We start from the raw sequence: 23,122 nt of genomic DNA, 5'->3' as shown, positions 1-23,122 counted from the left end.
TCGTGTCGAACGCCAGTGACGATTTCCCCGACCCGGAGATGCCGGTGAAGACGATCAGTTTGTTTCGCGGCAGCTCCAGCGTGAGGTTCTTGAGGTTGTGCTCGCGCGCGCCGCGAATGAGGATGCGATCGGTGGACATGACCTGTGTTCTCGGACTGGAGCCCGGAGTGTACTAGCACTCAGACAGAACATACGTTCGGATACCGGCGCCAGGACGACGCGTCGTCCTGGCGCTATTCCGTAACCCGTCGGGTACGACCACCACAACCAAGTTCCTCGAAAAGCAACCCGCTCTGATGCGCAAACTCGCCGCAGAACTTCAACTCGTCGCCGCTCCTGAAATGCATGCTGCGCTACGATGCCTCAACTGCAAAACGAGAAACTCCGTTGGGCATGAAAACGCTTCTTTGGCTTCACGCCTGTGGAGGCCAGGCTCAATCCCATAGACCGCTCACGGTTCAGGTTCGCCCGAGTAGCAGTCGACGGCAAGTGTGGAGGCGCCAACTCTGTCCTGGAGTTGCCACACGCCGTACTCTCCCACTGTAAAGCCGAGCCGGTAGTGGTTCCTCAAAGCTGCCCACACGCCATCATCTTGCGGCGGCCACCCGTCCGTTGCTACAACCGTCTCAGGTGGCTCTGCACCCGGAGCAAGAAGCCCAGGAAGCAGGGACTCGGTCCCCTCGCACGAGAAGGGTCTCGGGAAGAATGTGATACTGCGTCGCAGCGCGAATGAGGGCGCCAGGTTGAGCGGTACGGAAAGAGACTCTGAAGGCGGCACGTGCAGTGCCACCTCGGTCGCGGCCGGATCAGGTCTTGCCAGATCCAGCCGCCAGCCCACTGGCATGTGGGGACTCAGCGGTCCAAAGGCCACCCAAACGACAAGGCTCGATCCCACGAGAAGCAAAGACAACGTCTTTGGTGAAGCCCGGAGCCTGAGCAGGCCCTCGACCGCCGCCACTGCACCGAAGACGAGCAGCACATGCCAGTAGTGCTCGAAGTACCAGTCGGCAGGCGTCCACGTGCCGAGCATCGGGATCGCGAGCATCGGCAGCGCGGGCAGCAGCCAACGTCCGCCCAGAACGACCGGAAGTGCGGCGAACGACGCCAACCAGAAGAACAGGGCGATCAACATGATCGGATTCCCAAGCGGTCTGAACAGCTCGAAAGGATGCCGAGCAATGGTCCCCAGTGCCTCGATCGGTGACGAGCCAAGATGACCCAGATGAGCGGCAAAGCTCACTCCTCCGCCGTTCGAGAGACTTCCTATGACCATCAGCACCGTGCCGACCACGGCACCGACGCCCATCAGCGAGAAGCCCGAGCGACGCTTCTCTCTCAGTATGACGAGACCCATGATGATGATCACGACCGCGATTTCGATACGAGCCGAAGCCGCGACAGCCGCCCAAAAGACAGCTCTTCCGGGACGGTCGAGTGCGTGGTTCGCCGCGACTGCCGCCAGTGGGCCGAGAGCAAGGTCCACGATATGGAACTCCCCCGTGGCTGCGAACCAGCTACCTGCGCCGAGCAGCGTGACGAGGTACAAGCTCACCGAAACGCCCATGTCGAGGCCACGAGCACGAGCCAGCCGCCATACAGACCAGGCGACCATCGCCGTGGACAGCGCCTGCAGAGCGAAGAGCAACTGTGGTATCCAAGGGCCGGCCAATCGAGTCAACGGCACGAGCGTAAGCAGAAGCAACGAGGGGTGATCAGACAGGTGGGCGAATCCAGTGAGAGCTGTCACGCTGTCATAGCCGTGCGCGAGGCGCCATAACACGTTCAAGACAACCGCGGTGTCGAACCCGTAGCGAAACGAGGCAAACTTGACGGCACTCACCACCGTGAACCCGACGGTCGCGGCCAAGGTGGAGAGAAGAATGAAGTGCTCCGGCCCCAAAGGACGAACGAGCCACGGTTTACGCGACCTCGGCCCGGTAGGGCAGTCATCTCCGACTTTGTCCAACGATCCGGCAACTCCGCGAAACCGACCCGAAATCTTCGAAGTGCGACGACTCATGGCCTCTGCCACCACACGAAGCTACCAAGCGGCGAAACCGACCTGCGAACAAAACCAAGCTTGCCGAGTCCAATCGCTTCTCCGGTCGGACCCAGCCGGGAATCCTCGCTCACAGGTGCGATCACATCCGTCACCCAAGCACTCGGATCAGCACGTACGATCGGTGTCTGCGCCTGCTTCGCGAACACCACATCCCGTAACGGCGAAGGCCACACCCAGACGCCATCGGTCGCCTCGATCCAGGGCACCAGGGAGTTCACGGCCGAGACGGATTCTCCAAGAGCCAACGAGTTGACCCACGCGTGCACAGAGGCGACGGAAGATGCATCTTGCATGGCCACCTTGGCCACACGCCACGCCGGAACGTCTTGATAGCCCGAGATTCCGAATACGAGTGGACCGACGACGAGAGCCAGGGCAACGGCGGCGTACGACACCCAACGCAGGGAGGGTACGAACCGCTCACCACCTCGTGCAGCGCCGACGGCCAAGACAATTCCAAGCGGGAGGTAATAGTGAGAGCCGACGTGATCGAGCACAGGAAGGTCGAGAAAAGCGAGGGGGATGAACAACACCGTGGCAACCGCCCAGGATCGCCATCCGATGTGACCCAGGAACACCCAAGGCATCACGAGGAACAGCACCAACGGCAACAGCCTGCCGGAGTCCCACGCCACGGCGAGAGCACTCCGGATTGGAGTGTCCGTTGCCCCGAGATACCTCGTACCACTCTCCACGAACCAGTTCGGACCACCTAACAGCACGCCACCGGCCACGGACAAACCGGCCAAGATGATCAGGGGCCACATGCGAGGACTCGGTCGCCACACCAGGATGGCGATCAGTACGACAAGCGCGATGTCTTCCCTCATGAGGGCCGCAGCCGAACCCGCCCACAGAACCCTCCGGTCTGCGCCTGTGTGGAGACCGTCAAGCATCAGGACCAGAAACGGCGCCGCGAGGACAGACACGTGGAAATCGCTCCATACCGCTCCGACCACCACGGGAGCGAGCAAGAACCCCAGAAGGTGGAGCAGCGGCCGGCGGCTACCACCTCGAACTGCGATTCTCCAGATGAAGAGCCCCGCAAGAGCAACCATTCCTGTCTGCACGGCCAGCAGCAGATAAGGCAATGCAGATGATCGGGCCAGGAGCACCAGCGGCAGAGCAAGAGGGGAGAAGTGATCTTCCAAGAATGTTTGACCAAGCATCGGAATCGTGGCGAACGGCCCATGCAACATCATGGTCCGGAACGCCTGTACGAAGACTCCCAGATCGAAGCCCGCCGCGTAGAACTCCCACGCGCGCAGGCCCACCAGCATCAACACAGCCGTCAGCCATGCGCCGATGAGGACAACCGCTACTTTGGGGCTCGAGCCGCCACTTCGATCCCTCTTTCCGCCGGATGACGGATCCGAGAACGTTCCAACGCCACACGTGTCATTGGTCAAGAACAAGCCTCCGCGATGTCGCGTAGCTCTCGTTTCAGCTCCTCGATCTCATCGCGAAGGCGAGCCGCGTATTCGAAGCGGAGATCCTTCGCTGCCTCATGCATCTCCTCCTCCAGGCTCTGAATCAACCGTTGAAGGTCGTCGGTGTCGAGATCCAGCGGCCGGCGTGACTGCACCTCCGTCTTTCGCCGCTGCACTGCGACATCGTGCGACTGCACCAACTCGAGGATATCGCTGACCTTCTTGCGAATCGTCTGCGGATCGATGCCATGCTCTTCGTTGTACTTGACCTGCAGCTTGCGCCGCCGGTTCGTCTCTCCGATCGCCCTCTCCATCGATTTCGTCACCTGGTCTGCGTACATGATCACCTGACCGTCCACATTGCGAGCCGCCCTCCCGGTCGTCTGGATCAGACTTGTCTCCGACCGCAAGAACCCCTCCTTGTCGGCGTCCAGAATGGCAACGAGCGAGACCTCGGGCAGGTCGAGACCTTCCCTCAGTAGGTTGATGCCCACCAGCACGTCGAACTCGCCAAGGCGCAGCTCTCGAAGGATCTGCACCCGTTCGAGGGTGTCGATCTCCGAGTGCAGGTACCGGGCACGAACCCCCATCTCCAACAGATAGTCCGTAAGATCCTCCGACATCTTCTTTGTGAGCGTCGTCACAAGCACCCGCTGATCGTTCGCAGCCCGCTGCCGAATCTCATGCATCAGATCGTCGATCTGGCCTTTTGTCGGACGCACGATCACCTCAGGATCAACCAGGCCGGTGGGACGCACGATCTGCTCGACAACCCGCCCTGAATGCTCCAACTCGAACGGCCCCGGTGTCGCCGACATGAAGACCACCTGACCTGCCCTCTCCAACCACTCATCGAAACGCAGCGGACGGTTGTCTCTCGCGGAAGGCAGTCGGAATCCGTGTTCGACCAGAACGTCCTTACGGCTCCTGTCCCCTGCGTACTGGCCGCGAATCTGTGGCACGGTCACATGGCTCTCGTCGAGGACGGTGAGGAATCCGTCCGGGAAGTAGTCGAGCAGCGTGAATGGGGCTTCGCCCTCTTCTCGACCATCGATGTGGCGGCTGTAGTTCTCGATCCCCGAACAAAACCCGACCTCGCGCATCATCTCCAAGTCGTAGGACGTTCGCATGCGCAGCCGCTGGGCCTCCAGCAACTTGCCAGAGGCCTCCAACTCGGCGAGGCGTTCGCCCAGTTCGATCTCGATGGCGGCGATGGCACGCTGCATCCGTTCTTCCGATGCGACATAGTGCGACGCCGGATATACCCACAGCTCATCGAGTTCGCCGAGCACCTCTCCTGTAACCGGGTTCATGCGGAGAATCCGTTCCACCTCATCTCCCCAGAACTCGACCCTGGCCACCGTCTCCTCGTAGGCGGGAAACACCTCGAGGGTGTCGCCCTTGACGCGAAACCGGCCGCGCACAAGGCTCACCTCGTTTCGTTCGTACTGAATGTCGACCAGCCTCCGCATTGCCTCACGCATCGGGTACTCGACTCCCTTGATGAGGCGCAGCACCCGGCCCGAGTACTCCTCCGGTGTGCCCAGTCCGTAGATGGCGGATACGGAAGCCACAACGATGACGTCGTCGCGGAACAGCAGCGCACTCGTCGCGGCGTGTCGTAGACGGTCGATCTCGTCGTTGACCGAGGAGTCCTTTTCGATGTAGGTGTCCGTCTGAGGGATGTACGCCTCGGGCTGGTAGTAGTCGTAGTAGCTGACGAAGTACTCGACTCGATTCTCGGGGAAGAACTGGCGGAATTCGTTGGCGAGTTGCGCCGCGAGCGCCTTGTTCGGCGCCAGGATCAGGGTCGGCTTCTGCACTTGCTCGATCGTCCAGGCGATCGTCGCGGACTTGCCCGATCCGGTGATGCCCAGCAGCGTCTGGAACCGCTCGCCGGCGTTGATCCCCTCGGCCAACGCGGCAATCGCCTTGGGTTGATCACCGGACGGCTGGAAGTCGGAGTGCACTCGCAAGGATGGCATCGCCCGCCAGTGTACGTGGCCTTCGTGTCTCCACGACCTACTTATGCGGCGTTGTGCCGGCCAGGAACCTCGCTTGCGGTGCCCTCATCCTCAACGGAGCACCCGAGCATGCTTTCCTCCTGCTTCCCTGGCGATCGAGGCCTTCGACTCGACATGGATACGCCCATGCCGGTCAGGGCACTAATCGCTGAGCCAGGACCACAGACGTTCGACTTCGCGTTCGAGATCTTTCAGATCGCCGCTGTTGTCGACGACGAAATCGGCAGCATCCCTCCACTCGCCACGCGATGGCTGCGCGTCCATCCTTCGACGCGCATCCTCTGGATCCATGCCCCGCACGTGAAGACGGTACAGCCTGCGCTCTGGCGGTGCATCGACCACGACTCTCATCCAGCCATCACCGAGAAAGTCGGAAATCAATGGCACCTCAACAACGACGATGCGGCTACCGGACTCCTCGACACTCCGGTGAATCCGGTCACGAATGGCGGGATGGGTCAACGACTCCAGTAGTCGAAGTCTCCGCGGATCCGCGAACACTTCCGCGGCGAGCAGGCCCCGATCGATCGCACCGTCGACGAGCACGTCGGGAAACGCGGCAACGACCTGATCGAACGCCTCACCTCCTGGTTCAAGCACCTTGTGTCCGACCTGGTCGGCGTCGATGATGCAGCAGCCTCGCCGTTGCAGCATCCTGCCGACCTCCGTCTTGCCGGATCCGATTCCTCCAGCCAACAGCACCTGCTTCCGATCCATCGAAGTCGACTGTAGCCTGAAGGTGTGCTCAATCAGGATCGACGCGAACTCAGGCTCCGACGGGTATTCATCCTTCTCTCATGGCTGACCCTTGTGCTCGGTGTCTTCCTTTCGTTTTTCGACCAGGGTGCGACCACACCGGTGGTCGTGGCCGCAGTGCTCGGAGGCACGTATGTCGTCGGTCTGCAGACGATCCCGATCTCCTATCTGTCGCGACAGTGGCTGCAAGACCTCCTGACGACTGCCGGCATCCTGTTGACCATGAGTGCCTCGGCTCTCACCGGCGGCGCCGCCAGCCCCTACCTCCTTCTCTCACTGAGTCCTGTCCTCGTCGCTGCAACCCTTGGTGGCTTGAGACCCGGACTTGCGGCCTCGACACTCGGCATCGCTGCGCTCACGATCGTCACATTCGCGACCGACACCTTCGACGTCTCGGCTGTCCTCCAATGGGTCGCCCTCATCCTCCTTGTCGCGATCACTTCCGCTCAGGCGAGACGCGTCCTCCTGGAATCGAGAACCCGTGAGATGCAGCTCACGCGAGCTTCGGCAGAGGCGACAGCTCGCATCGAACGACTGAGCCGTGCCAACTCGCTCCTCGCACGCTTCGTAGAAGAAGCCGACAGCAGAGAGCTCAATCCCGTCACAGTCGGCATCTCTGCTCTCGAAGAACTTGCGGATTCCATCTCCATGGACGGAGGGGTCATCGCCCTCGCAGGGAACGACGGACCCGTCGTCGTGGCGCGTGCCGGCGCGGAATCACCTGGGTCGATACGGACAGTCATCCCTCTCTCGGTTGGTGAACACAGCGTCGGATTCGCAGCGATCACATCCCAGGACGAGCTGACGAGAAACGACTGGACCGTTGCCCATGACCTCCTACAGCCGGTCGCGCTCGCCTTCGGGAACATCCTGCTCCTGCAGGACATCGCTCAGCGGGCGGTCCGTGAAGAACGCCAACGCCTTGCCAGAGACCTGCACGACGAGATCGGACCGTCCCTCGCTTCGCTCGGACTCGCCGTGGATCTCGCCCTCCTTCGACACCCGGCGGATCCCGACCTTGCTCAGCATTTGCAGGTATTGCGCTCGTCGGTGACCGGCCTCGTCGAGGATGTCCGGTCGACTGTGGCAGACCTCCGCATGTCCCCACAGCCGAGCATCAGTGAGGTTCTCCGTCGCATCGCAGGAGATCTACCGGAAAACTCTCCCAAGGTCGATATCCGCCTCGAAGAACTCAGACCACCACGACCGTCACTCGCACCGGACATCGCCGCCATCGTCGTCGAGGCTCTTCGGAACGCGATAGCGCATTCACACGCCACTGCGATCATCGTCCACGGCACCTCAGATTTCGATGAGGGCCGCATTACCGTGTTCGACGATGGAACCGGATTCGATCGCAGCAAGGTGTCCGACGGAAGGTTCGGCCTCGTCGGAATGGAAGAGCGAGCGGAGCGGATGGGTGCCTCGTTGAACATTTCGAGCACCCACCGCGGGACGACGGTCACAATTGCCTGGGGCCCTGAATGATCAACGTTGCCATCGCAGATGATCATCGGCTCTTCGCAGACGGACTCGCCGAAGCTCTCGGAGGTCTTCCTGACATCAATGTGGTGGGAGTCGCCTACGATGGCGCCCAGCTGATCGCCATGCTCAACCGACAGCGGACCGACATTGCGATCGTCGACCTGGAAATGCCGATCGTCGATGGAATCCAGGTCTTGGAGACCATTGCCTCCCGTGTCCCCTCGATTGTTGTGACCATGCACGCCGATGCCGAGCAGCGGGCACGCGCTGCCGAGGCCGGCGCGGCAGGTTTCCTGTCGAAATCGACGCCGTTGCCACAACTCGCCGCAGCTATCAGGGCCGCTGCGTCAGGAGAACGGTTCGCCATGACGACCACTCTCCGTGACCTTCTGGAGCCGTTCCAGGAGCCCGTGCTCGATCCGGGAGCCAGGTTACTGACCAGCCGCGAACGTGAGATCCTTGCCCTACTGGGGCGTGGTGTCACAGCAACGGAGGAGTTGGCAAATCGCCTGTTTATCTCTAAGAAAACAGTGAAGAATCACCTCGCTTCGATCTTCGCAAAACTCGATGTCAGCGATCGTGCCCAAGCGGCGGTCGAAGCCATCCGCCTCGGTATCGCCCCTCGATGGTAGCTCGAATAGGTCGGCCGACCCATAGAGCTTCCACCACCCTCTGTGCTATCGTAGCCCCTGGCAGCACCCCTTAGGAGGGAATACCAATGTTGACACTGTGGATCGCGGCCCAGAAGCAATGGGCAACACTCAGGGATGACCGGGGCGCGAGCATGGTCGAGTATGCACTCCTGGTAGTGCTGATCGCCATCGTCGCCTTGGTTGCCGTCAAGTTCGCCGGGGGGCAGGTCTCCAAGACATTCAGCGACATCGGCAGCGCACTCAGCTAGCCAAAGACAGGTGAATACGAGTCGGGGTCGCACCTGGGGCCCCGGCTTCGCCTTGTCTCCCTACACGTGAACTCCTGCGTGCATTCTTCCCGAATTGAGACCCCAGGCCTATGGCCCATAGCCACTCTGCGTGATAGCGTTTTTATCCCGATACACATACCGGAGTAGATGATGCGCTGGAACCCACAAAGTGACAGAGGAGCCGGCCTCATCGAGTGGGGACTCCTCGTCATCCTCATTGCGGTCGTAGCACTGATCGCCGTGAGATTCACAGGAGCGCAGAACTCACAGATGTGGAGCAACATCGCCAGCTCGCTCTCCTAGAGGCCGCGACGCGTCGAGGATCTCCTTTCGACTGTCGGCGCCGTGTGGGCTTCCTTCATGGCTTCGTCCAGAGTGCCCACGTGTCATCTTCGAAGGCCCTGTACCAACCCGCAGCGTCGAGCGCACGCCCGATCCCCGAGTCGCGGTGCACGAGTGCTTGCTGGATGTTCTGCTGCTGAAACACGTTCCTCCAAATGGGATCTCCGTCACGGGTCTGCACGAGCTCTCTCATGAAGTCGACTCCGTACAGTTCGGCTCGATCATCGATGAACACCTCCCGTTCCGGCCCATAGGCATAGATCAGGAATCCGCCCGTTCGGTCGTCGCTCCACACTCGGCCCTCGGTGAGGTGGCGCGCCGCCTGGACCGGGAACCCAGTCGGGTCGATCCCTGGCCGCACACCGATATAGGCCGCCAACGGCGTCACCACGATCAAGATGGCGATCAGAGCGTTGACGATGGCCTCTGGCCGGCGCGGCGATAGACGAACCAGGTCCTTGTGTGCCGACAGAGCCAACACCGTCCACGGCACAAGCACGATCGCAGCAGGAAACAGGCTTCTCTCGGACGTCAGGCCGAAGAGAAGGAACGGCACGATGAGCCAGAGTCTCCTGGTGTCGATTGCTCCTTTCGCCGCAGCCACCAACAGAGCGACGATTACGAGGGCATAGGGAAGGTTGGGTACGGAAAGGATGTCCGGCACCGCCCATTCCGTAATGAGCCGGAGCGCATCCCGATTCCGCAAGAAGGCGCCAAGGATCTCCCACACTCCAAGTCCATGGGCCGTAATGCTCACCGTGATCAATGAGGCAGCCAAAGTCCTCATGACCGGTCTCCACGATCGCCGATACGCGAGCGCATCGAGTGTGACATACCCGAGGCCAAGCACCCAGGAACCATGTACCGAAGCCCATGCCCAGAGCACCAGTGGCACCGCCCACATGATGCCGTGATCCATCATTACGACCAGTAAGGCCAAAAACAGAAACGACATCAGCACAGGTCTCGGGACCTGATACGCCAGCCCCAGCCACGTGAACAACACCATGACGATGCCTGTGACAAGAAGACTCCTTGATCGGCGGTACACCGACAGTCCGACAAGGAGGAATGTCAACGCTCCCACGACAACCAGCATCACCGGAACCCATCCCAGCCCGTGCGTCCAACGTTCCAGCAGTCCGTAGCCGAGTTCGACCAGCCATGACTGGGTTCTCCATGGGGCACCGTGCAGCGTGAACGAGAATGGGTCGGTCCGCAGCACATGTCCCACATCGAGTTGCAGAGTCCCGGCGCGAACATGCCACAGGAAGGAATTGTCTCGGATTGGCGAGGCCGCGCCGATCACCAGTCCCACCCAAGGAACGAGCAGGATAAGGTGTATGGGGGTCAGCCGCCTCCACCACGGGACCGCCATCACGGTCATTACAGTCCCGTGAATGTCTCGTAGATCGAGATCGCCGCGGGTCCGAGCAACACGATGAACAGCGCCGGGAAGATACAGAACACCAGCGGAAAGACCATTTTCACGGGAGCGGCGAACGCCTTCTCCTGCACACGCTGCCGGCGTTTGACGCGCATCTCCTCGGCCTGCACGCGAAGCACTTGTGCGATAGAGACACCGAACGCTTCCGCCTGCATCATGGCGAGAAGGAAGGACCGCAGTTCATCGACGTCCGTCCGCCCCGCCAGGTGCCGCATCGCCTCTCTGCGACTCACTCCGACGCGAGTCTCTTGCAGCATGCGGAAGAACTCCTCGGAGAGCGGACCGGGGACCGTTCCGACAACTCGTGCAAGAGCCGAGTCGAAGCCAAGACCCGCCTCGACACTGATCACCAGCAGATCGAGGACATCGGGGAGGGCCTTCTGCATGGCCTTGCGTCGATCGTCGATCATGCGTGTGAGGCGGACATCCGGTCCAAAGAAGCCCAGGATGCCAAGCAGGGCAAAGGCAATCAGTGTCGTTCGGGCGTTCATTCCGGGTCTCACCAGAAAGAACAGCACGGCAGCGATCGTGACGGAGATGACTTTGATGACCGCCCACCCATTCGCGTCCAAGTTGCCTGGACTGCCTGCGAGCACGATACGATGCTGTGTCTTCTCCATCCATCCCACAGGTGTAAATCGAGCAAACCACTTGCCAAGTTTCATGAACACGGGAGCTACCGCACGCTCGGCGAATGTCTTCTTCAGTGTCTCTTCGCGCATGAATTCGGCCGACCCGTACGCAGCAAGACGTTCGGTCGCCGCTTTGCGAGCCTTGATGATCCCAAAGCCGATCCAGGTGATAACGCCCGTGGTGGCCGCGAACATCGAGAGAGCGGAGAAGAGTTTCCAGTCCATCTACACCTCGATGTCCACGATCTTCTTCAACCAGTACACGCCTACGCCCATGAGCACGACGCCCACGGCGATCGCGATGATGCCGGAGACTCTTGTCAGGAGTGGATCCAGGTAGTTTCTGTTCGTGGCGAACAGAAATGCAAAGAGGACGAACGGCAGAGCTCCCAGCACAATCGCGGAGATTCTTCCTTCAGCGGTCAGTGCCTTGATCTCCCCGCGGAGCCGGTTGCGTTGGCGCATCGTGTCGGCCACCGTCTGGAGCACCTCGGCAAGGTTGCCACCCACTTCACGCTGGATTTCGATCGCCATGACAGCCCAGCTGAAATCCTCCGATTGCATCCGTTCTCCGATACCCCGCATAGACTCCACGACTCCACGACCCAGCCTCGATTCGGCCATTGCCCTGCCGAATTCGCGCGCCGTCGGTTGCTGAGCTTCACTCGCCACGGCCTCGACGGCCTGCAGCAGCGAGTAGCCCGCCCGAAGGGATGTCGCCAACAGAATCAGTGTGTCGGGCAGCTGATTCTCGAACGTGCGTTTTTCACGCCCGCCCGCAAACTGGATCAGCAGCAGAACGGTCACGATCGAGAGGAAGAACGCACCGCCACCCGTGAGCGCGCTCCGGCTGAAGACACCGACGATTGCGCCGGCCAGCAAACTCAGACCCAGCGCTGCCGCGATCGCCTCACCGCCACGCAAAGGGATATTCGCTTGTTCGAGTGCGGCGTTGACGCCGTTGAGAAGACCTCTGCGGCGCACCGCTTCTTCGGCGCCTCGCGAGAACACACCGAAGATCCGTCCAAGCACTCCCTTCTTGACTTCCTCGGTTCCGTCGGACGCGCCATAGGAGCGCAGCCGCTTGCGTAACGCCGAAGCGCTGTCCTCTTCTCGAGGCCCGGCAAGAATGAAGATGAACAGCGCAAGCCCAAGCCCGACGGCACCCGGACCGATCCATGCAAGTGTCGAAAGAGGAAGGGGGGATTGGACGGATGGTGCGAATGGCGCCGGTTGGGCAAAAGTGGTCGGGACCGTCGTAGTGGTTGTCGACGTTTGCTTGATGAACCCCGGTACGTCCACACTCGTCGAGGCTTCGATCCCCTGATAGCCAACACCGATGGCCAGTGGGCCCGCCTGATCCTGCGTCGCGGTAAAGCGAACCACGACCTTGTTGTCGAGTTCGCGCTTGATCTGATCGTACAGGCTCGTCAGCGCGGCCGGATCCGGCGTCGAAAGGAACAAGCCGCCCGAAGAATCGGCGATAGCTTCGATGTCCGTCGGATTGAACTCGGGTGACTCGAGGGCAACGCCAAAGACGCGGACCGATCGGGTCGCTGCAATTGCGTCGTCGAGAGTGGCCTCGCTGACGGTGTCGGCGCCGTCGGTCAGCACGATCATATTCGGCTCGAGGCGAGCGGCATCTCCGGTGAACAGCGACGCTCCCCGCACCACCGCATCGTAGAAAGCGGTCTCTCCGCCGGCCTGAATCGACTCGACTCTGCCGGTCAACGCCGTCTTTGAACTCGTGAACCCCGAGAGCACCCGGACATCACTTGCGAACACGAGAAGCGCTATGAAGTCCTGATCCCGTTTCTGCTCGATGAACGACAATGCCGCCTGCTTGGCGGCGTCAATCGGTTCGCCCTGCATCGACCCTGATCCGTCGATCGCAAGAACAATCCCCACAGGGACTACGGACTCGGCGATTGTTTCAACCTCGAGATCTTGAACCGGTCTCCCGTTCTCGGTGACGGACAGTTGGGCCGGATCCAGTTCCGTCCGGAGGTTCCGGAGTTCGACGACGGCCTGGACTCGCGGGTACCTCGTGATGGTGACGTCCGAAATCTCGATCGTCGAGCCACCCGCCTGAGCGGCGGCAACCACCCCTCCCCCGAATAGCAGAACAAAGGCGAGGAGACCTGTGAGCGCGCCTCGTAGTCTCACCTGCCGTACTGACCTTCGCGCCGCGAGAACGGTTCGGGGTCGAACAAGTCGCTCGGCAAACTGATACCCATGTCCTGCAGGTGCCCGGAGAAGGTCGGACGGATGCCCGTCGCTTTGAGACGACCCAGATAACGACCGTTCTCATCGACGCCCATCCCGAAGTCGAACAGGAACAGATCCTGGAGGGTGATGATGTCGCCTTCCATGCCTTCCACTTCGGTGATGTGGGTGATGCGGCGGGTCCCGTCTCTCAGACGTGCCTGGTGCACGATCAGGTTGACTGCCGAAGCAACTTGCTCCCGAATGGCTCTCACAGGAAGGTCGAACCCGGCCATCAGCACCATGGTTTCGATACGAGCCAGAGTGTCTCTCGGAGAGTTGGAGTGGATGGTCGTCAGCGATCCATCATGGCCCGTGTTCATGGCCTGGAGCATGTCGAGAGCCTCTCCCCCACGGGCCTCACCGACGACGATACGGTCCGGGCGCATACGCAAGGAGTTCCGCACCAGGTCCCGAATCACGATCTGGCCTTTGCCCTCGAGATTCGCCGGACGGGATTCCAGGCTGAGTACATGCTCCTGACGGAGCTGAAGCTCTGCCGCATCTTCGATCGTGACGATGCGTTCGTCCATCGGCAGGTACCCGGACAACACGTTGAGCGTGGTCGTCTTTCCCGAACCGGTGCCACCGCTGATGATGATGTTCAGACGCCCTTTCACACACGCTTCGACAAAACGTGCAACCCTCTCGGTCAGCGTTCCGAAGCTGATCAGGTCCGCTTCCGTGTACGGGTCGACGGCAAACTTTCGGATCGTCAGAAACGGCCCACCGATCGCCAGTGGATGAATGACCGCGTTGACTCGGGAACCGTCGGGCAGCCTTGCGTCGACCAGCGGGGTTGCCTCGTCGATCCGGCGCCCGACATCACCGACGATCTTGTCGATGATGCGACGCAGATGTACCTCGTCGACAAAGCGAACGTCGGTCTTCTCGAGCTTGCCGTGACGTTCGGTGAACACCTGGAACGGCCCGTTCACCATGATTTCGGTGACTTCCGGGTCGTTCAACAACGGATCGATCGGACCGTAGCCGAGGACATCGTTGGTGATCTCGTTGAGCAGCTGCGTTTTCTCGGCACGCGAGAGTCCGACGCTGTCTTCCTGGCTGAATGCCCACTCGAGCATTTCGGTGACACGTAGCCGCAGTTCGGCATCGCTCATCTGCCGGTCGTAAAGAGTCGGTCCGAGTTCTTCGACGACCTTGAAATGCAGCCGGCCCCGCAGCTCGCGGAACATCGACTCGCGCTTGGCGTCGTAACCCACCTCTGAGGTCTTCGCCGCTGCGACTCGTTCGGACAGTGATGCCATGATGCTCGCTTTCCCCTTTACCGGCGCCTCTGGGGGTCCGCCGCCAAATCTATCAGCTCTCTACGACAACCATCGGCGCTTTCCCGAGCGACCTGAACCAGTCTTTTCGGGTCCGGAAACCAGCCTGAATACCGATTCGAAACCCTTGGCCACCTTCGAGCGGGGAGCGGACTCCACCACCGGCCTGCCCTCATTGACCGAGGCAGGAACCATCCCATCCGATGGGATCGCCGCAGATATCTTCAGCTTCAGTGATTTCTCGATCTCTTTCTCGTCGAGTCGGGCACGCGCGTTGCTTCTGTTGAGCACGAGTTGAATCTTCGCGGACGGGAATTTGAGGAGACGCAGCGTCTCAAGAGCGAGTTTGGCGTTCTTGACACTCGGCAGGTCCATGTCAACGACGAACAGTACCTGGTCGGAACGCTCGAGCAGCGAGAGGAGCAACTCGTCGAGCAACGATGCCGTATCGACGACGATGTAGTCGAACATCGGACGGAGACGGTTGATGATTTCGGTCATCGCTGCAGTTGACACCTGGTCCGCGAACACCGGTTCGAGCGGGGCAGCCAACACCCTCAGGCCGGATGGATGTACGGTGAGGATCGAATCGAGGAGCGACTCGTCCAAATGCTCCAATTCGTGCGACGCATCCACGATGGTCAGTTTCGGTTCGAGCTGCAGCACAAGGCAGACATCACCGAACTGAAGGTCTGCGTCGACAATACAGACTCGTGAAGGGTCGTAGGCCTTCGCGAGCAGCATTGTGAGGTTGGTCGCGGTCACGGTCTTCCCGCTCCCACCTTTCGCCGACATCACCGTAATGACCCGTGCTTCTCTGTACGGACCGCTGAACGGCTCGGCCGGGAGCATCCCGGATTGTCGACGTCGCCCGAGGCGCTCGGCCTGTCCCATCGCCTCGGCCATCTTGCCCGTGTCGAGAGGAGCTTCGATCACGTCGACAAACCCGGCGCGCATCGCGGCCCTCAACAAGGTCGCGGTCACCGTACCGGCTACCACAACGACAGCCAGCCCCGGGTCATCCTCGACGAGGAAACTCGCATCCCGAATGCCGGTCTCGGTTGCGAAGCTCGGTCCGAGGACGATGAGATCGATATTGCCGTCTGTGACGGCCCTCTGAGCAGCCGCTATCGAGCTGGAGGTCCCCACACCGCTCTCGAACATGCGGTTGGCATCACTGAGGAAACCTTCATCGCCGTCGACGATGAGAATCCCACTACCGTCAAACGTCCGCTTAGCGTCCGACACCTGGCTCCTCGAACAACGTATCCCTGGTCACACCTTCGGTCGGGACCGGCACGAAGTCCGCTGGGACCAATGTCAGCCAGACACTGCCATTCTCAAACGTGAACACAAGTCTCTCGGCCTCTTCGGGCGTGACTTCCAGCGTCAGCACACCCCGGCTCTGGTCGGCCGGCTGTTCACCCTCGGCGGCGACGGTCGTGACCGTCACGTTCCGGTCGACATTTTCCTCGGCTCGGATCTTACTGCCGACGGCAAGCACCGGTAATCCCTGCATGACGAAGCGTGTGATCAAGCCCGCGTTCACCTGTTGCTCGATGGCTGCCAGCTCATCCGGGGAGAGTGGAACACCAGAGTCGACGCTCTGCTGCACGAAGTCCGAGATACCCGCCTGAAGTGTCACGATCACGTTGATGCGGTCCCCAGGTTCGATGAAGCCGTTGACACCACGGACCGAGTCCACGGACACGGTGATGGCTTGCCTACCTTCCGGAATCCGCTCGGCAAGCGGCTTGATCTCCGCCGTCAAGGCGACCCACTGGTCGGTCGTGAGGATCTGGCGAGCTGAGATGGGGCCGGCTGCCACCCGCCCCGTCAACACCTGCCTCAGTTCTTCATCGGAGCCGATGGCGTTCTCAGGCATGAATTGTGTCTCTTCTCGATCCTCGACGGCACGCTTCTGCGACAGCACCAGGGATCCCTCGGTTCCTTCGGCGATCAGATCTGTCGAACGATAGACCGTCCGGTACTCGAGCTTCGCCTCAGCTTCGTTCTGGACATTGCTCATGAACTGCCACAGTGCAAACGCCGCAACGGCAGCGAGCAGCAAGGCCACGATCAACACCAAGGTTCGTCTACCCATCGACTCTCCTTCGGTCCTTCCCCCGGCTCGGCGCATATGCCGCGAATCGCGATGCAATTCTCGTTCCGGCGCGCACCGACCTGGAGGCTACCGCCTCGTTCATGGTTTGCACGGCTTTGCCATGCCCTCCCAACCAGCGACACAAGATTGGCACAGTCTGGCTTGGTGTCAAGAGCAAGTTGTCCAATTCATCCAGGCGATCAGCGTCTACCGATCCCCCGCTCCTTGAGTTCCTGGAGGATCGCTTCGAGCGACGCGTCGACATCGAACGTGCGCTCACGTTCGGACGGTTCGGGACGCTCGCGCTCGAATTCGCGGACCCTCGGTGCAGGCCTGCTGCGTTCGGGTCGCGGCTCTTCCTTGCGTTCCTTCCAGTCCGGCAGGGCCTGCTTGATCGAGAGGCTGACCCGGCGTCGCTCGGTGTCCATCTCCGTGACCTTCACCGAGACCGCCTTGCCGATCGACAGTTCGAGTTCAGGCGACTCGACACGATGCATGGCGATCTCAGAGACATGGACGAGGCCCTCGACACCCTCACCGACGGAAACGAAGGCACCGAAGGGCACGGTCTTGGTGACGACGCCGTCCACGACATCGCCCACCTCGTGTTCTCCGGCGAACTTCTCCCACGGGTCATCTTGCGTCTGTTTCATCGAGAGTGAGATGCGCTCCCTGCCCAGATCCACTTCCAGCACCTTGACCGTCACCTCATCACCGACCTTGACCACTTCGGACGGATGGTTGACATGCTGATAGGACAGCTCCGAAACGTGGACGAGCCCGTCCATGCCGCCGAGATCGACGAACGCTCCAAAGTTGACAACCGACGAAACGACGCCGGTGCATGTCTCGCCAACGGCGAGGCGGTCGAGAAACGCCTGGCGCTCCTCGGCCTGCTGCTCCTCGAGGAAAGCACGGCGGGACAGAACCACGTTGTTGCGGTTACGGTCCAGTTCGATCACCTTGGCTTCGATCTCCTGGCCGATGTACGGCTGAAGATCACGCACACGACGCAGCTCGACCAGCGACGCAGGCAGGAAGCCCCGAAGTCCGATGTCGACGATGAGTCCACCCTTGACGACTTCGATGACCGGACCCGAAACGATCCCACCTTCGGCGAAAACCCGCTGAATCTTGCCCCAGGCACGCTCGTACTGGGCACGCTTCTTCGACAGGATCAGACGTCCTTCGTCATCCTCTTTGTCGAGGACAAGCGATTCGATCCGATCGCCGATCGACACGATCTCGTTCGGATCGATACCTCGACGGATCGAGAGTTCGCGCAGTGGGATCAGCCCTTCGGACTTGTATCCGACATCCACCAGCACACCATCTTGATCGATACTCGCAACCGTGCCTTCCACGATGTCACCCTCGTCGAACTCGAGCACCGTAGCTTCGATGGCCGCCCCAAAATCCAAATCGTCGGGGAGATCGCTCACATCCCTGGCAACGATGGCGGGCCGCTCCGCGGGGATCACGATTCTTTCCGGCTCTGGCTCGGCCGCCACCTCCACCGGAGTCTCGACGGACTCGGGCGCATCGCCCTCTGCATCCGCCGGGGTCTCGACAGGCTCGGGCGCCTCGGCTTCCGGCTCTGCTGCCGGCGTTTCGGGAATCTCGACAGTTGCCGCCTCAGCTTCCGGTTCTGCTTTCGGCTCTTCGACGGCTGCCCCTTCAGGATCGGAGGTCTTCTCGACGATCTCTGTGGGGGATTCGATCGGCTCGGATACGGTCTCCTCCGCCACGGGCGTGGTGAAGGCCTCGGTGATGGTCGGGTCCTGCGCAGACGCGGACTCGTGCTCGGTGGTCATGTGTGCTGTGTACTCCTCATGGAAAGGTTCCCCGGGGACTCCCGGAGGCGGAAGTAGGTTAGCACGGAATCCAATGCTGTATCAGGTCCGCACAGGTCACACCTTGCATTCCGCCAGGTTGAACCCGGATGCGAGTTCGACTTTGAGCGGAATCCGCAACTGTGCGACATCCTCCATGGTCCGCCGAAGGATGCTTGAAGCATGCTCCCACTCGTCCGGCGGGGCTTCAACGACCAGTTCGTCGTGGATCTGTAGCAGGAGGCGAGTTCTCATCGGCCGCAGCACGATGTCGAGATCGATCATCGCTTTCTTGATGATGTCGGCCGCCGAGCCCTGCACCGGTGCGTTCAGCGCCATCCTCTCCCCCATCTGTCGGATGCGATAGTTGTCGCTCGAAAGCTCGGGGAGATACCGGCGGCGCCCGAACATGGTCTCCGTGTAGCCCCGGGTCCTCGCTTCCGCTACGACCGAAGCAAGATAGGCCTTCACGAGCGGAAACTGCGCGAAGTAGGTCTCGATGTGCTCTGCGGCCTCTTCACGCGAGATCTCGAGACGATCGGCGAGCCCGTATGCCTCCATGCCGTAGAGCAGACCGAAGTTGATGGCCTTGGCACGCCGGCGCATCTCACTCGTGACACTGGAAGGATCAACACCGAACACACGGGCGGCCGTCGCAGTGTGAATGTCGGCGCTCTCGCCTTCGAACGCCTCGACGAGACCGGGGTCGCCGCTGAGATGGGCCAGAACACGAAGTTCAATCTGTGAATAGTCGGCGACGATGAACTTCCAACCCTGCTCGGGAACGAACGCACGCCGGATCATGCGGCCGGTCTCCGAACGTACCGGGATATTCTGGAGGTTGGGTCGATCCGAAGACAGGCGGCCGGTCGCTGCGCCCATCTGATTGAACCGCGTGTGAATACGTCCATCCTCTTCGATCAACGGTAGGTACCCATCCACATAGGTGGACCGCAACTTCTCCAGTTCGCGGTAACGGAGCAGCAACGCCACGACCGGATGCGCCGTTGCCAGTTTCTTGAGTACCGACTGATCGGTCGACGGCGCACCCTTCGGTGTCTTCTTCAATACCGGGAGCCCCAAGTTGTCGAAGAGCACTTCACGAAGTTGCCCGGCCGAGTTGATGTTGAACACGGTGCCTGCGGCGTCATAGATGTCGCTCTCGAGGCCCGCCAGATCCACCCTCAGATCGGCTCCGAGCTGCTCCAGGTACTCCCGGTCGACCCCGATACCGGCTGCTTCCATCCGAGCGAGCACCCCAACGAGAGGGAGTTCGAAGTTCTCGAGAAGTTCTCGCTCTCCGCGGGCCTCGAGCTGCGGACCAAGTACTTCGGCGACTCTGGCGACGGCGACGACCCGCCGGCCTGAGGCTTCGATGTCGGGACCACCTCCGAAATCCAGAGTGCCCTGCTTCGTTGCATCCACCGATTCGAGTTCGACGCCGAGAACGGTATCGGCGATGTGGGCAAGGGAGTAGCTTCGCGACGCGGGGCTGATCAGATAGGCAGCAAGCGCACAGTCGAAAGAAAGACCTTCGAAACCCACTCCGCGTTCGAGCAGGGCTCTGATGAACGGCTTGGCGTCATGCAGGACTTTCGGGTGGTCCGGGTCACTCAACACGCCGTACATCGCTTCCAGGTACTCGACAGGAATGAACACGGCCCCGTCGATGCCTTCCGCCACCGTCACCCCGGCGAGAGTCTCCACCTCCCACACCGGTTCCAGCACCAGCGGGGACGCGGCAACGACTCCGGCTATCTCTTCGGGGTCGATGACGGTCCGGGTGGCCACATCCAAGACCTCTGCGGGAAGCTTGTTCTCGTCCAGTCCGACGAGGCGTTCCCAGAGCACCTTGAACTCGAGACTCTCGAACAGCCGCTGCACCCTCTCCCGGTCCCACGTGCGATTGGCGAGGTCGGCAATATCGAGACTGAGTGGCACTTCGCGCCGTAGACACATCAGGCGCCGATTGAGGAACACCTGTTCCCGGTTCGCTGCGAGATTCTCTCGAAGCTTCGGTGTCAGGTCTGCGAGGTGCTCATAGACTCCCTCGAGAGTGCCGTGGGCTCCTATCAGTCGCGCGGCCGTCTTCTCCCCCACTCCGGGTACGCCCGGCAGGTTGTCCGAAGGATCTCCGCGGAGCGCTGCATAGTCCACGTAGTGAGAAGGAGGGATCCCGTAGCGTGCCTCCACCCATGCAGCGTCTGCCACCACGATGTCGCTGATGCCGCGCCGTGTGTAGAGAACCGTCACGTGATCGTCTATCAGTTGAAACGCGTCACGATCCCCCGTAACCACGATCACACGCCAACCTGCCTCCTCAGCCCGAGCCGCGATCGTCGCGATGACGTCGTCTGCCTCGAACCCGTCGGCTTCGACCTGAGGAAACCCGAGACTGTCGACGACTTCTCTGATGAGAGGTAGCTGGCGACGAAAGGTGTCGGGGGCCTTGGCGCGTTGCGCCTTGTACGGCTCGTAGGCCTCCTTGCGGAAGGTCGGCACCGGTGTGTCCCAGGCGACGGCGACCGCGTCCGGGTGGTGGTCGGCCAAGAGCTTGAGGAGCATCGAGGTGAACCCGTACACCGAATTGGTCGGCTGGCCGGACGATGTGGTCAGGTCTTCCGGAAGCGCGTAGAACGCCCGGTACGCGAGGCTGTGTCCGTCGAGGAGTGCAAGCGTCTCCATCACAGGTCCCCGAGCTTGTTCAGAAGCCTCGCCCGCTCCTCTTCCAGATTGCCGCGTCTGCGCTTCAAGTCGTTGAGGGCACGTTCGAATCGAGGCACATCCCTCTCGGTCTCTCGGGCGAAAGCGCGATCGTCGGCATCGCCGACCACAGCATCCCGCCGGGCATCATCTGCGATGTGCCGGTGATACTGGAGTTCGTCGAAGACGAGTCTCTCTTCTCGGAGGAGGCGCTCGATCTCGTCGTTGATGCGGAAGAGCTTGCGCTCGATGCGTCGTGTCATGCCCGCACGTACCATACTGTGTGATGCGAGCCGGGATGGCGGAATGGTAGACGCGGCGGACTCAAAATCCGTTGTCCGAAAGGACGTGTGGGTTCGAATCCCACTCCCGGTACGAACCTCCTGTCGTTCACCAGGCGGGCCGGCAAGCATGGCACTCCGATAAGACCCCGGACGCGTTACCTTGCTCTCGACGGCGGGTGTCCGCGCTCTGAACCGATCCCCTTGCCGAATCCCCCCACTCCCCGGCCGGGACGGTTCTCTCCCCGACGGGCACCCGCCGTCAGGTTTCGACCGCTCGGTGCATGCCCAATACGAACAGAGCCAACAGCCCGTACGTGGGAACGAATGACAGCAGGACGGATGGCACCCGTTCTGCGAAAAGGATCGGTCCCCAGAATCCGAGTGAACCGGCCAGACCCAGAAGTGTCCATCGTCCACGAGCCGTCCTCACGTCGAGACGACGCGCGATCAGCATCACGCCCGGCACCACGAGGACCAGATAGTTGAGCCAGGACAGCGGACTGATCAGCAGCATCGCGGCGACACCACCCACCCATGCCTGATCGACGGTCTCCGCTCTGCGCCAGTACCACCAGGTGAGGGCAAGAGCGCCCACAGCACCCAGGACCCATCCGAACGGTTCGGAGACCAGAGCCGTTCCGAACGACAGAAGCGAGTAGTTCCCGAACGCCCCGTACCACTCTTTCGAAGCCGGAAGCACGTCCCGGATGAACGTCATGGTGTTGTCCCAGCCCAGGATCGTCACACCCAGGCCTGTTGCGACCACGGCTGCGATCACCGCAGAAACCGCCGCTTTGGTTCGGCGCACCGCGAGCAACCCGACGATCAGAAAAACGGGGAAGAGTTTCAGGGCCGCAGCGAACCCCCACCAGGCTCCACCTTCGAGATCCCGACCACGCCGCAACGCCCGCCACCCGAGAAAGAGAAACAGCAGGAGGATCGCCTCCATATGATTCCGGAAGAGAAGAAACCTCCCGGCCGAAGTGATCAGCATGGTGGCCCCGAGGGCAACTGCGCCGGGCCGTGACCAGCCAACCTCCTTCGCAGTCGAGTAGCCGACTCCCATGAGCAGCACCGCGGACAACGCGAAGAACAGCCACCATGCCGCCGTGTAGGGCAACAGGGACAGCGGTGCAAGGAGTACGACCGTCGCAGGTGGATCGGCCGGATAGTTCCTGTAACCGTCCACGCCGAAGAGCTCCCGCACATCTTCGCCGATCGGTCCGTACACCGGTTCACCCGACAGGAGGCGCTCTCCCCCGAAGTAGTAATTGGGAAAGTCGGGCGCGCCGTGGACGGCCTCGGGAAGTTGGGTTGTCGAAAAAACGACGAAACCTACGAGTGACAGCACCGTGATCGCCCATGCCACCGGTACGGTCCACCTACAGGACGATACATTCACGGCGAGATCTCACAATCCGCCCCCGACCCACAACGCAACGAGGAAGCACCGACCACCGATGACGGAAGTCTCACTTCGGCAGTTCCACCCGGAACGTCGTCCCGGTGTCGCCCGAAGAGACGGTGACCGTTCCCCGCATCGCCTCG

The 23,122-nt window shown here is 61.3% G+C and carries 19 protein-coding genes and 1 tRNA gene; 5 read left to right on the top strand and 15 right to left on the bottom strand.

Going from position 1 to position 23,122, the window contains the following annotated elements:
* From GXP34_03765 to GXP34_03745, 5 genes are all read right to left on the bottom strand, one after another.
* On the bottom strand, positions 1 to 139 hold a 139-nt coding region (locus GXP34_03765), incomplete at its 3' end, for an excinuclease ABC subunit A (protein NOY55083.1).
* A 312-nt stretch (positions 140 to 451) separates the two neighbouring features.
* Positions 452 to 1,867 carry a DUF2079 domain-containing protein gene (locus tag GXP34_03760; GenBank protein NOY55082.1) on the bottom strand — a complete coding sequence of 472 codons (1,416 nt, stop codon included), beginning with the start codon at positions 1,865 to 1,867 and terminating at the stop codon, positions 452 to 454.
* A gap of 149 nt (positions 1,868 to 2,016) precedes the next feature.
* Positions 2,017 to 3,471, bottom strand: a complete 1,455-nt coding sequence (locus GXP34_03755) for a DUF2079 domain-containing protein (protein NOY55081.1) — start codon at positions 3,469 to 3,471, stop codon at positions 2,017 to 2,019.
* On the bottom strand, positions 3,468 to 5,477 hold the full coding sequence (gene uvrB / locus GXP34_03750; protein ID NOY55080.1) for an excinuclease ABC subunit UvrB: 2,010 nt from the start codon (positions 5,475 to 5,477) through the stop codon (positions 3,468 to 3,470). Before uvrB ends, GXP34_03755 begins: the two co-directional genes overlap by 4 nt.
* A 180-nt stretch (positions 5,478 to 5,657) precedes the next feature.
* Positions 5,658 to 6,233, bottom strand: coding sequence for a dephospho-CoA kinase (locus tag GXP34_03745; protein NOY55079.1), 576 nt, complete (start codon positions 6,231 to 6,233; stop codon positions 5,658 to 5,660).
* Between the two features lie 24 nt (positions 6,234 to 6,257).
* Between GXP34_03745 and GXP34_03740 the strand changes: the two genes are divergently transcribed.
* The 4 genes from GXP34_03740 (at position 6,258) to GXP34_03725 (ending at position 8,982) form a co-directional block, all read left to right on the top strand.
* On the top strand, positions 6,258 to 7,760 hold the full coding sequence (locus GXP34_03740; GenBank protein NOY55078.1) for a hypothetical protein: 1,503 nt from the start codon (positions 6,258 to 6,260) through the stop codon (positions 7,758 to 7,760).
* A complete protein-coding gene (locus GXP34_03735; GenBank protein ID NOY55077.1) occupies positions 7,757 to 8,389 on the top strand; it encodes a response regulator transcription factor in 633 nt (210 codons plus the stop codon). The genes GXP34_03740 and GXP34_03735 overlap by 4 nt, the downstream gene beginning before the upstream one ends.
* Positions 8,390 to 8,475: 86 nt before the next feature.
* Entirely contained in the window at positions 8,476 to 8,658 is a 183-nt protein-coding gene (locus GXP34_03730; GenBank protein NOY55076.1) for a Flp family type IVb pilin, read from the top strand.
* A 168-nt stretch (positions 8,659 to 8,826) separates the two neighbouring features.
* Entirely contained in the window at positions 8,827 to 8,982 is a 156-nt protein-coding gene (locus GXP34_03725) for a Flp family type IVb pilin (protein ID NOY55075.1), read from the top strand.
* A gap of 55 nt (positions 8,983 to 9,037) precedes the next feature.
* On the opposite strand, the gene GXP34_03720 is transcribed toward GXP34_03725, so the two are convergent.
* The 9 genes from GXP34_03720 to GXP34_03680 all read right to left on the bottom strand — a co-directional run bounded on the left by GXP34_03720 (position 9,038) and on the right by GXP34_03680 (position 21,553).
* On the bottom strand, positions 9,038 to 10,339 hold the full coding sequence (locus tag GXP34_03720; GenBank protein NOY55074.1) for a hypothetical protein: 1,302 nt from the start codon (positions 10,337 to 10,339) through the stop codon (positions 9,038 to 9,040).
* A gap of 68 nt (positions 10,340 to 10,407) precedes the next feature.
* Positions 10,408 to 11,325 carry a type II secretion system F family protein gene (locus GXP34_03715; GenBank protein NOY55073.1) on the bottom strand — a complete coding sequence of 306 codons (918 nt, stop codon included), beginning with the start codon at positions 11,323 to 11,325 and terminating at the stop codon, positions 10,408 to 10,410.
* Positions 11,326 to 13,266, bottom strand: a complete 1,941-nt coding sequence (locus GXP34_03710; protein ID NOY55072.1) for a VWA domain-containing protein — start codon at positions 13,264 to 13,266, stop codon at positions 11,326 to 11,328.
* Entirely contained in the window at positions 13,263 to 14,633 is a 1,371-nt protein-coding gene (locus GXP34_03705) for a CpaF family protein (protein NOY55071.1), read from the bottom strand. The genes GXP34_03710 and GXP34_03705 overlap by 4 nt, the downstream gene beginning before the upstream one ends.
* A 60-nt stretch (positions 14,634 to 14,693) precedes the next feature.
* Positions 14,694 to 15,899, bottom strand: a complete 1,206-nt coding sequence (locus GXP34_03700) for an AAA family ATPase (GenBank protein ID NOY55070.1) — start codon at positions 15,897 to 15,899, stop codon at positions 14,694 to 14,696.
* Positions 15,886 to 16,755 carry a Flp pilus assembly protein CpaB gene (gene cpaB, locus GXP34_03695; GenBank protein NOY55069.1) on the bottom strand — a complete coding sequence of 290 codons (870 nt, stop codon included), beginning with the start codon at positions 16,753 to 16,755 and terminating at the stop codon, positions 15,886 to 15,888. The genes GXP34_03700 and cpaB overlap by 14 nt, the downstream gene beginning before the upstream one ends.
* Before the next feature lie 200 nt (positions 16,756 to 16,955).
* Positions 16,956 to 18,239 (bottom strand): 30S ribosomal protein S1, encoded by a 1,284-nt coding sequence (gene rpsA / locus GXP34_03690; GenBank protein NOY55068.1) that lies wholly within the window; start codon positions 18,237 to 18,239, stop codon positions 16,956 to 16,958.
* 426 nt (positions 18,240 to 18,665) lie between these two features.
* Positions 18,666 to 21,272: a DNA polymerase I gene (gene polA, locus GXP34_03685; protein ID NOY55067.1), complete on the bottom strand. Its 2,607-nt coding sequence runs from the start codon at positions 21,270 to 21,272 to the stop codon at positions 18,666 to 18,668.
* Positions 21,272 to 21,553 carry a hypothetical protein gene (locus GXP34_03680; GenBank protein ID NOY55066.1) on the bottom strand — a complete coding sequence of 94 codons (282 nt, stop codon included), beginning with the start codon at positions 21,551 to 21,553 and terminating at the stop codon, positions 21,272 to 21,274. The genes polA and GXP34_03680 overlap by 1 nt, the downstream gene beginning before the upstream one ends.
* A 29-nt stretch (positions 21,554 to 21,582) precedes the next feature.
* Here GXP34_03680 and GXP34_03675 point away from each other — a divergent pair.
* Positions 21,583 to 21,665: transfer RNA gene (locus tag GXP34_03675), tRNA-Leu, on the top strand.
* Positions 21,666 to 21,833: 168 nt separating this feature from the next.
* Here GXP34_03675 and GXP34_03670 read toward each other — a convergent pair.
* The gene (locus GXP34_03670) at positions 21,834 to 22,943 is read right to left on the bottom strand and encodes a DUF2029 domain-containing protein (protein NOY55065.1); all 1,110 of its coding nucleotides are present in this window, start codon (positions 22,941 to 22,943) and stop codon (positions 21,834 to 21,836) included.
* Between the last annotated feature and the right edge of the window lie 179 nt (positions 22,944 to 23,122).

This window comes from Actinomycetota bacterium (assembly GCA_013152275.1).
Classification (GTDB): Bacteria; Actinomycetota; Acidimicrobiia; order Spongiisociales; family UBA4744; genus BMS3Bbin01.
Note: the sequence above shows the minus strand (reverse complement) of the source record. Positions and strands in the feature narration are given on the sequence as shown.

What these genes read in the sequence shown, in the direction of transcription:
- cpaB (NOY55069.1), bottom strand. Translation starts at nt 16,755, where the DNA reads ATGGGTAGACGAACCTTGGTGTTGATCGTGGCCTTGCTGCTCGCTGCC.
- polA (NOY55067.1), bottom strand. Translation starts at nt 21,272, where the DNA reads ATGGAGACGCTTGCACTCCTCGACGGACACAGCCTCGCGTACCGGGCG.
- GXP34_03730 (NOY55076.1), top strand. Translation starts at nt 8,476, where the DNA reads ATGTTGACACTGTGGATCGCGGCCCAGAAGCAATGGGCAACACTCAGG.
- GXP34_03705 (NOY55071.1), bottom strand. Translation starts at nt 14,633, where the DNA reads ATGGCATCACTGTCCGAACGAGTCGCAGCGGCGAAGACCTCAGAGGTG.
- GXP34_03725 (NOY55075.1), top strand. Translation starts at nt 8,827, where the DNA reads ATGATGCGCTGGAACCCACAAAGTGACAGAGGAGCCGGCCTCATCGAG.
- GXP34_03680 (NOY55066.1), bottom strand. Translation starts at nt 21,553, where the DNA reads ATGACACGACGCATCGAGCGCAAGCTCTTCCGCATCAACGACGAGATC.
- GXP34_03735 (NOY55077.1), top strand. Translation starts at nt 7,757, where the DNA reads ATGATCAACGTTGCCATCGCAGATGATCATCGGCTCTTCGCAGACGGA.
- uvrB (NOY55080.1), bottom strand. Translation starts at nt 5,477, where the DNA reads ATGCCATCCTTGCGAGTGCACTCCGACTTCCAGCCGTCCGGTGATCAA.
- GXP34_03715 (NOY55073.1), bottom strand. Translation starts at nt 11,325, where the DNA reads ATGGACTGGAAACTCTTCTCCGCTCTCTCGATGTTCGCGGCCACCACG.
- GXP34_03745 (NOY55079.1), bottom strand. Translation starts at nt 6,233, where the DNA reads ATGGATCGGAAGCAGGTGCTGTTGGCTGGAGGAATCGGATCCGGCAAG.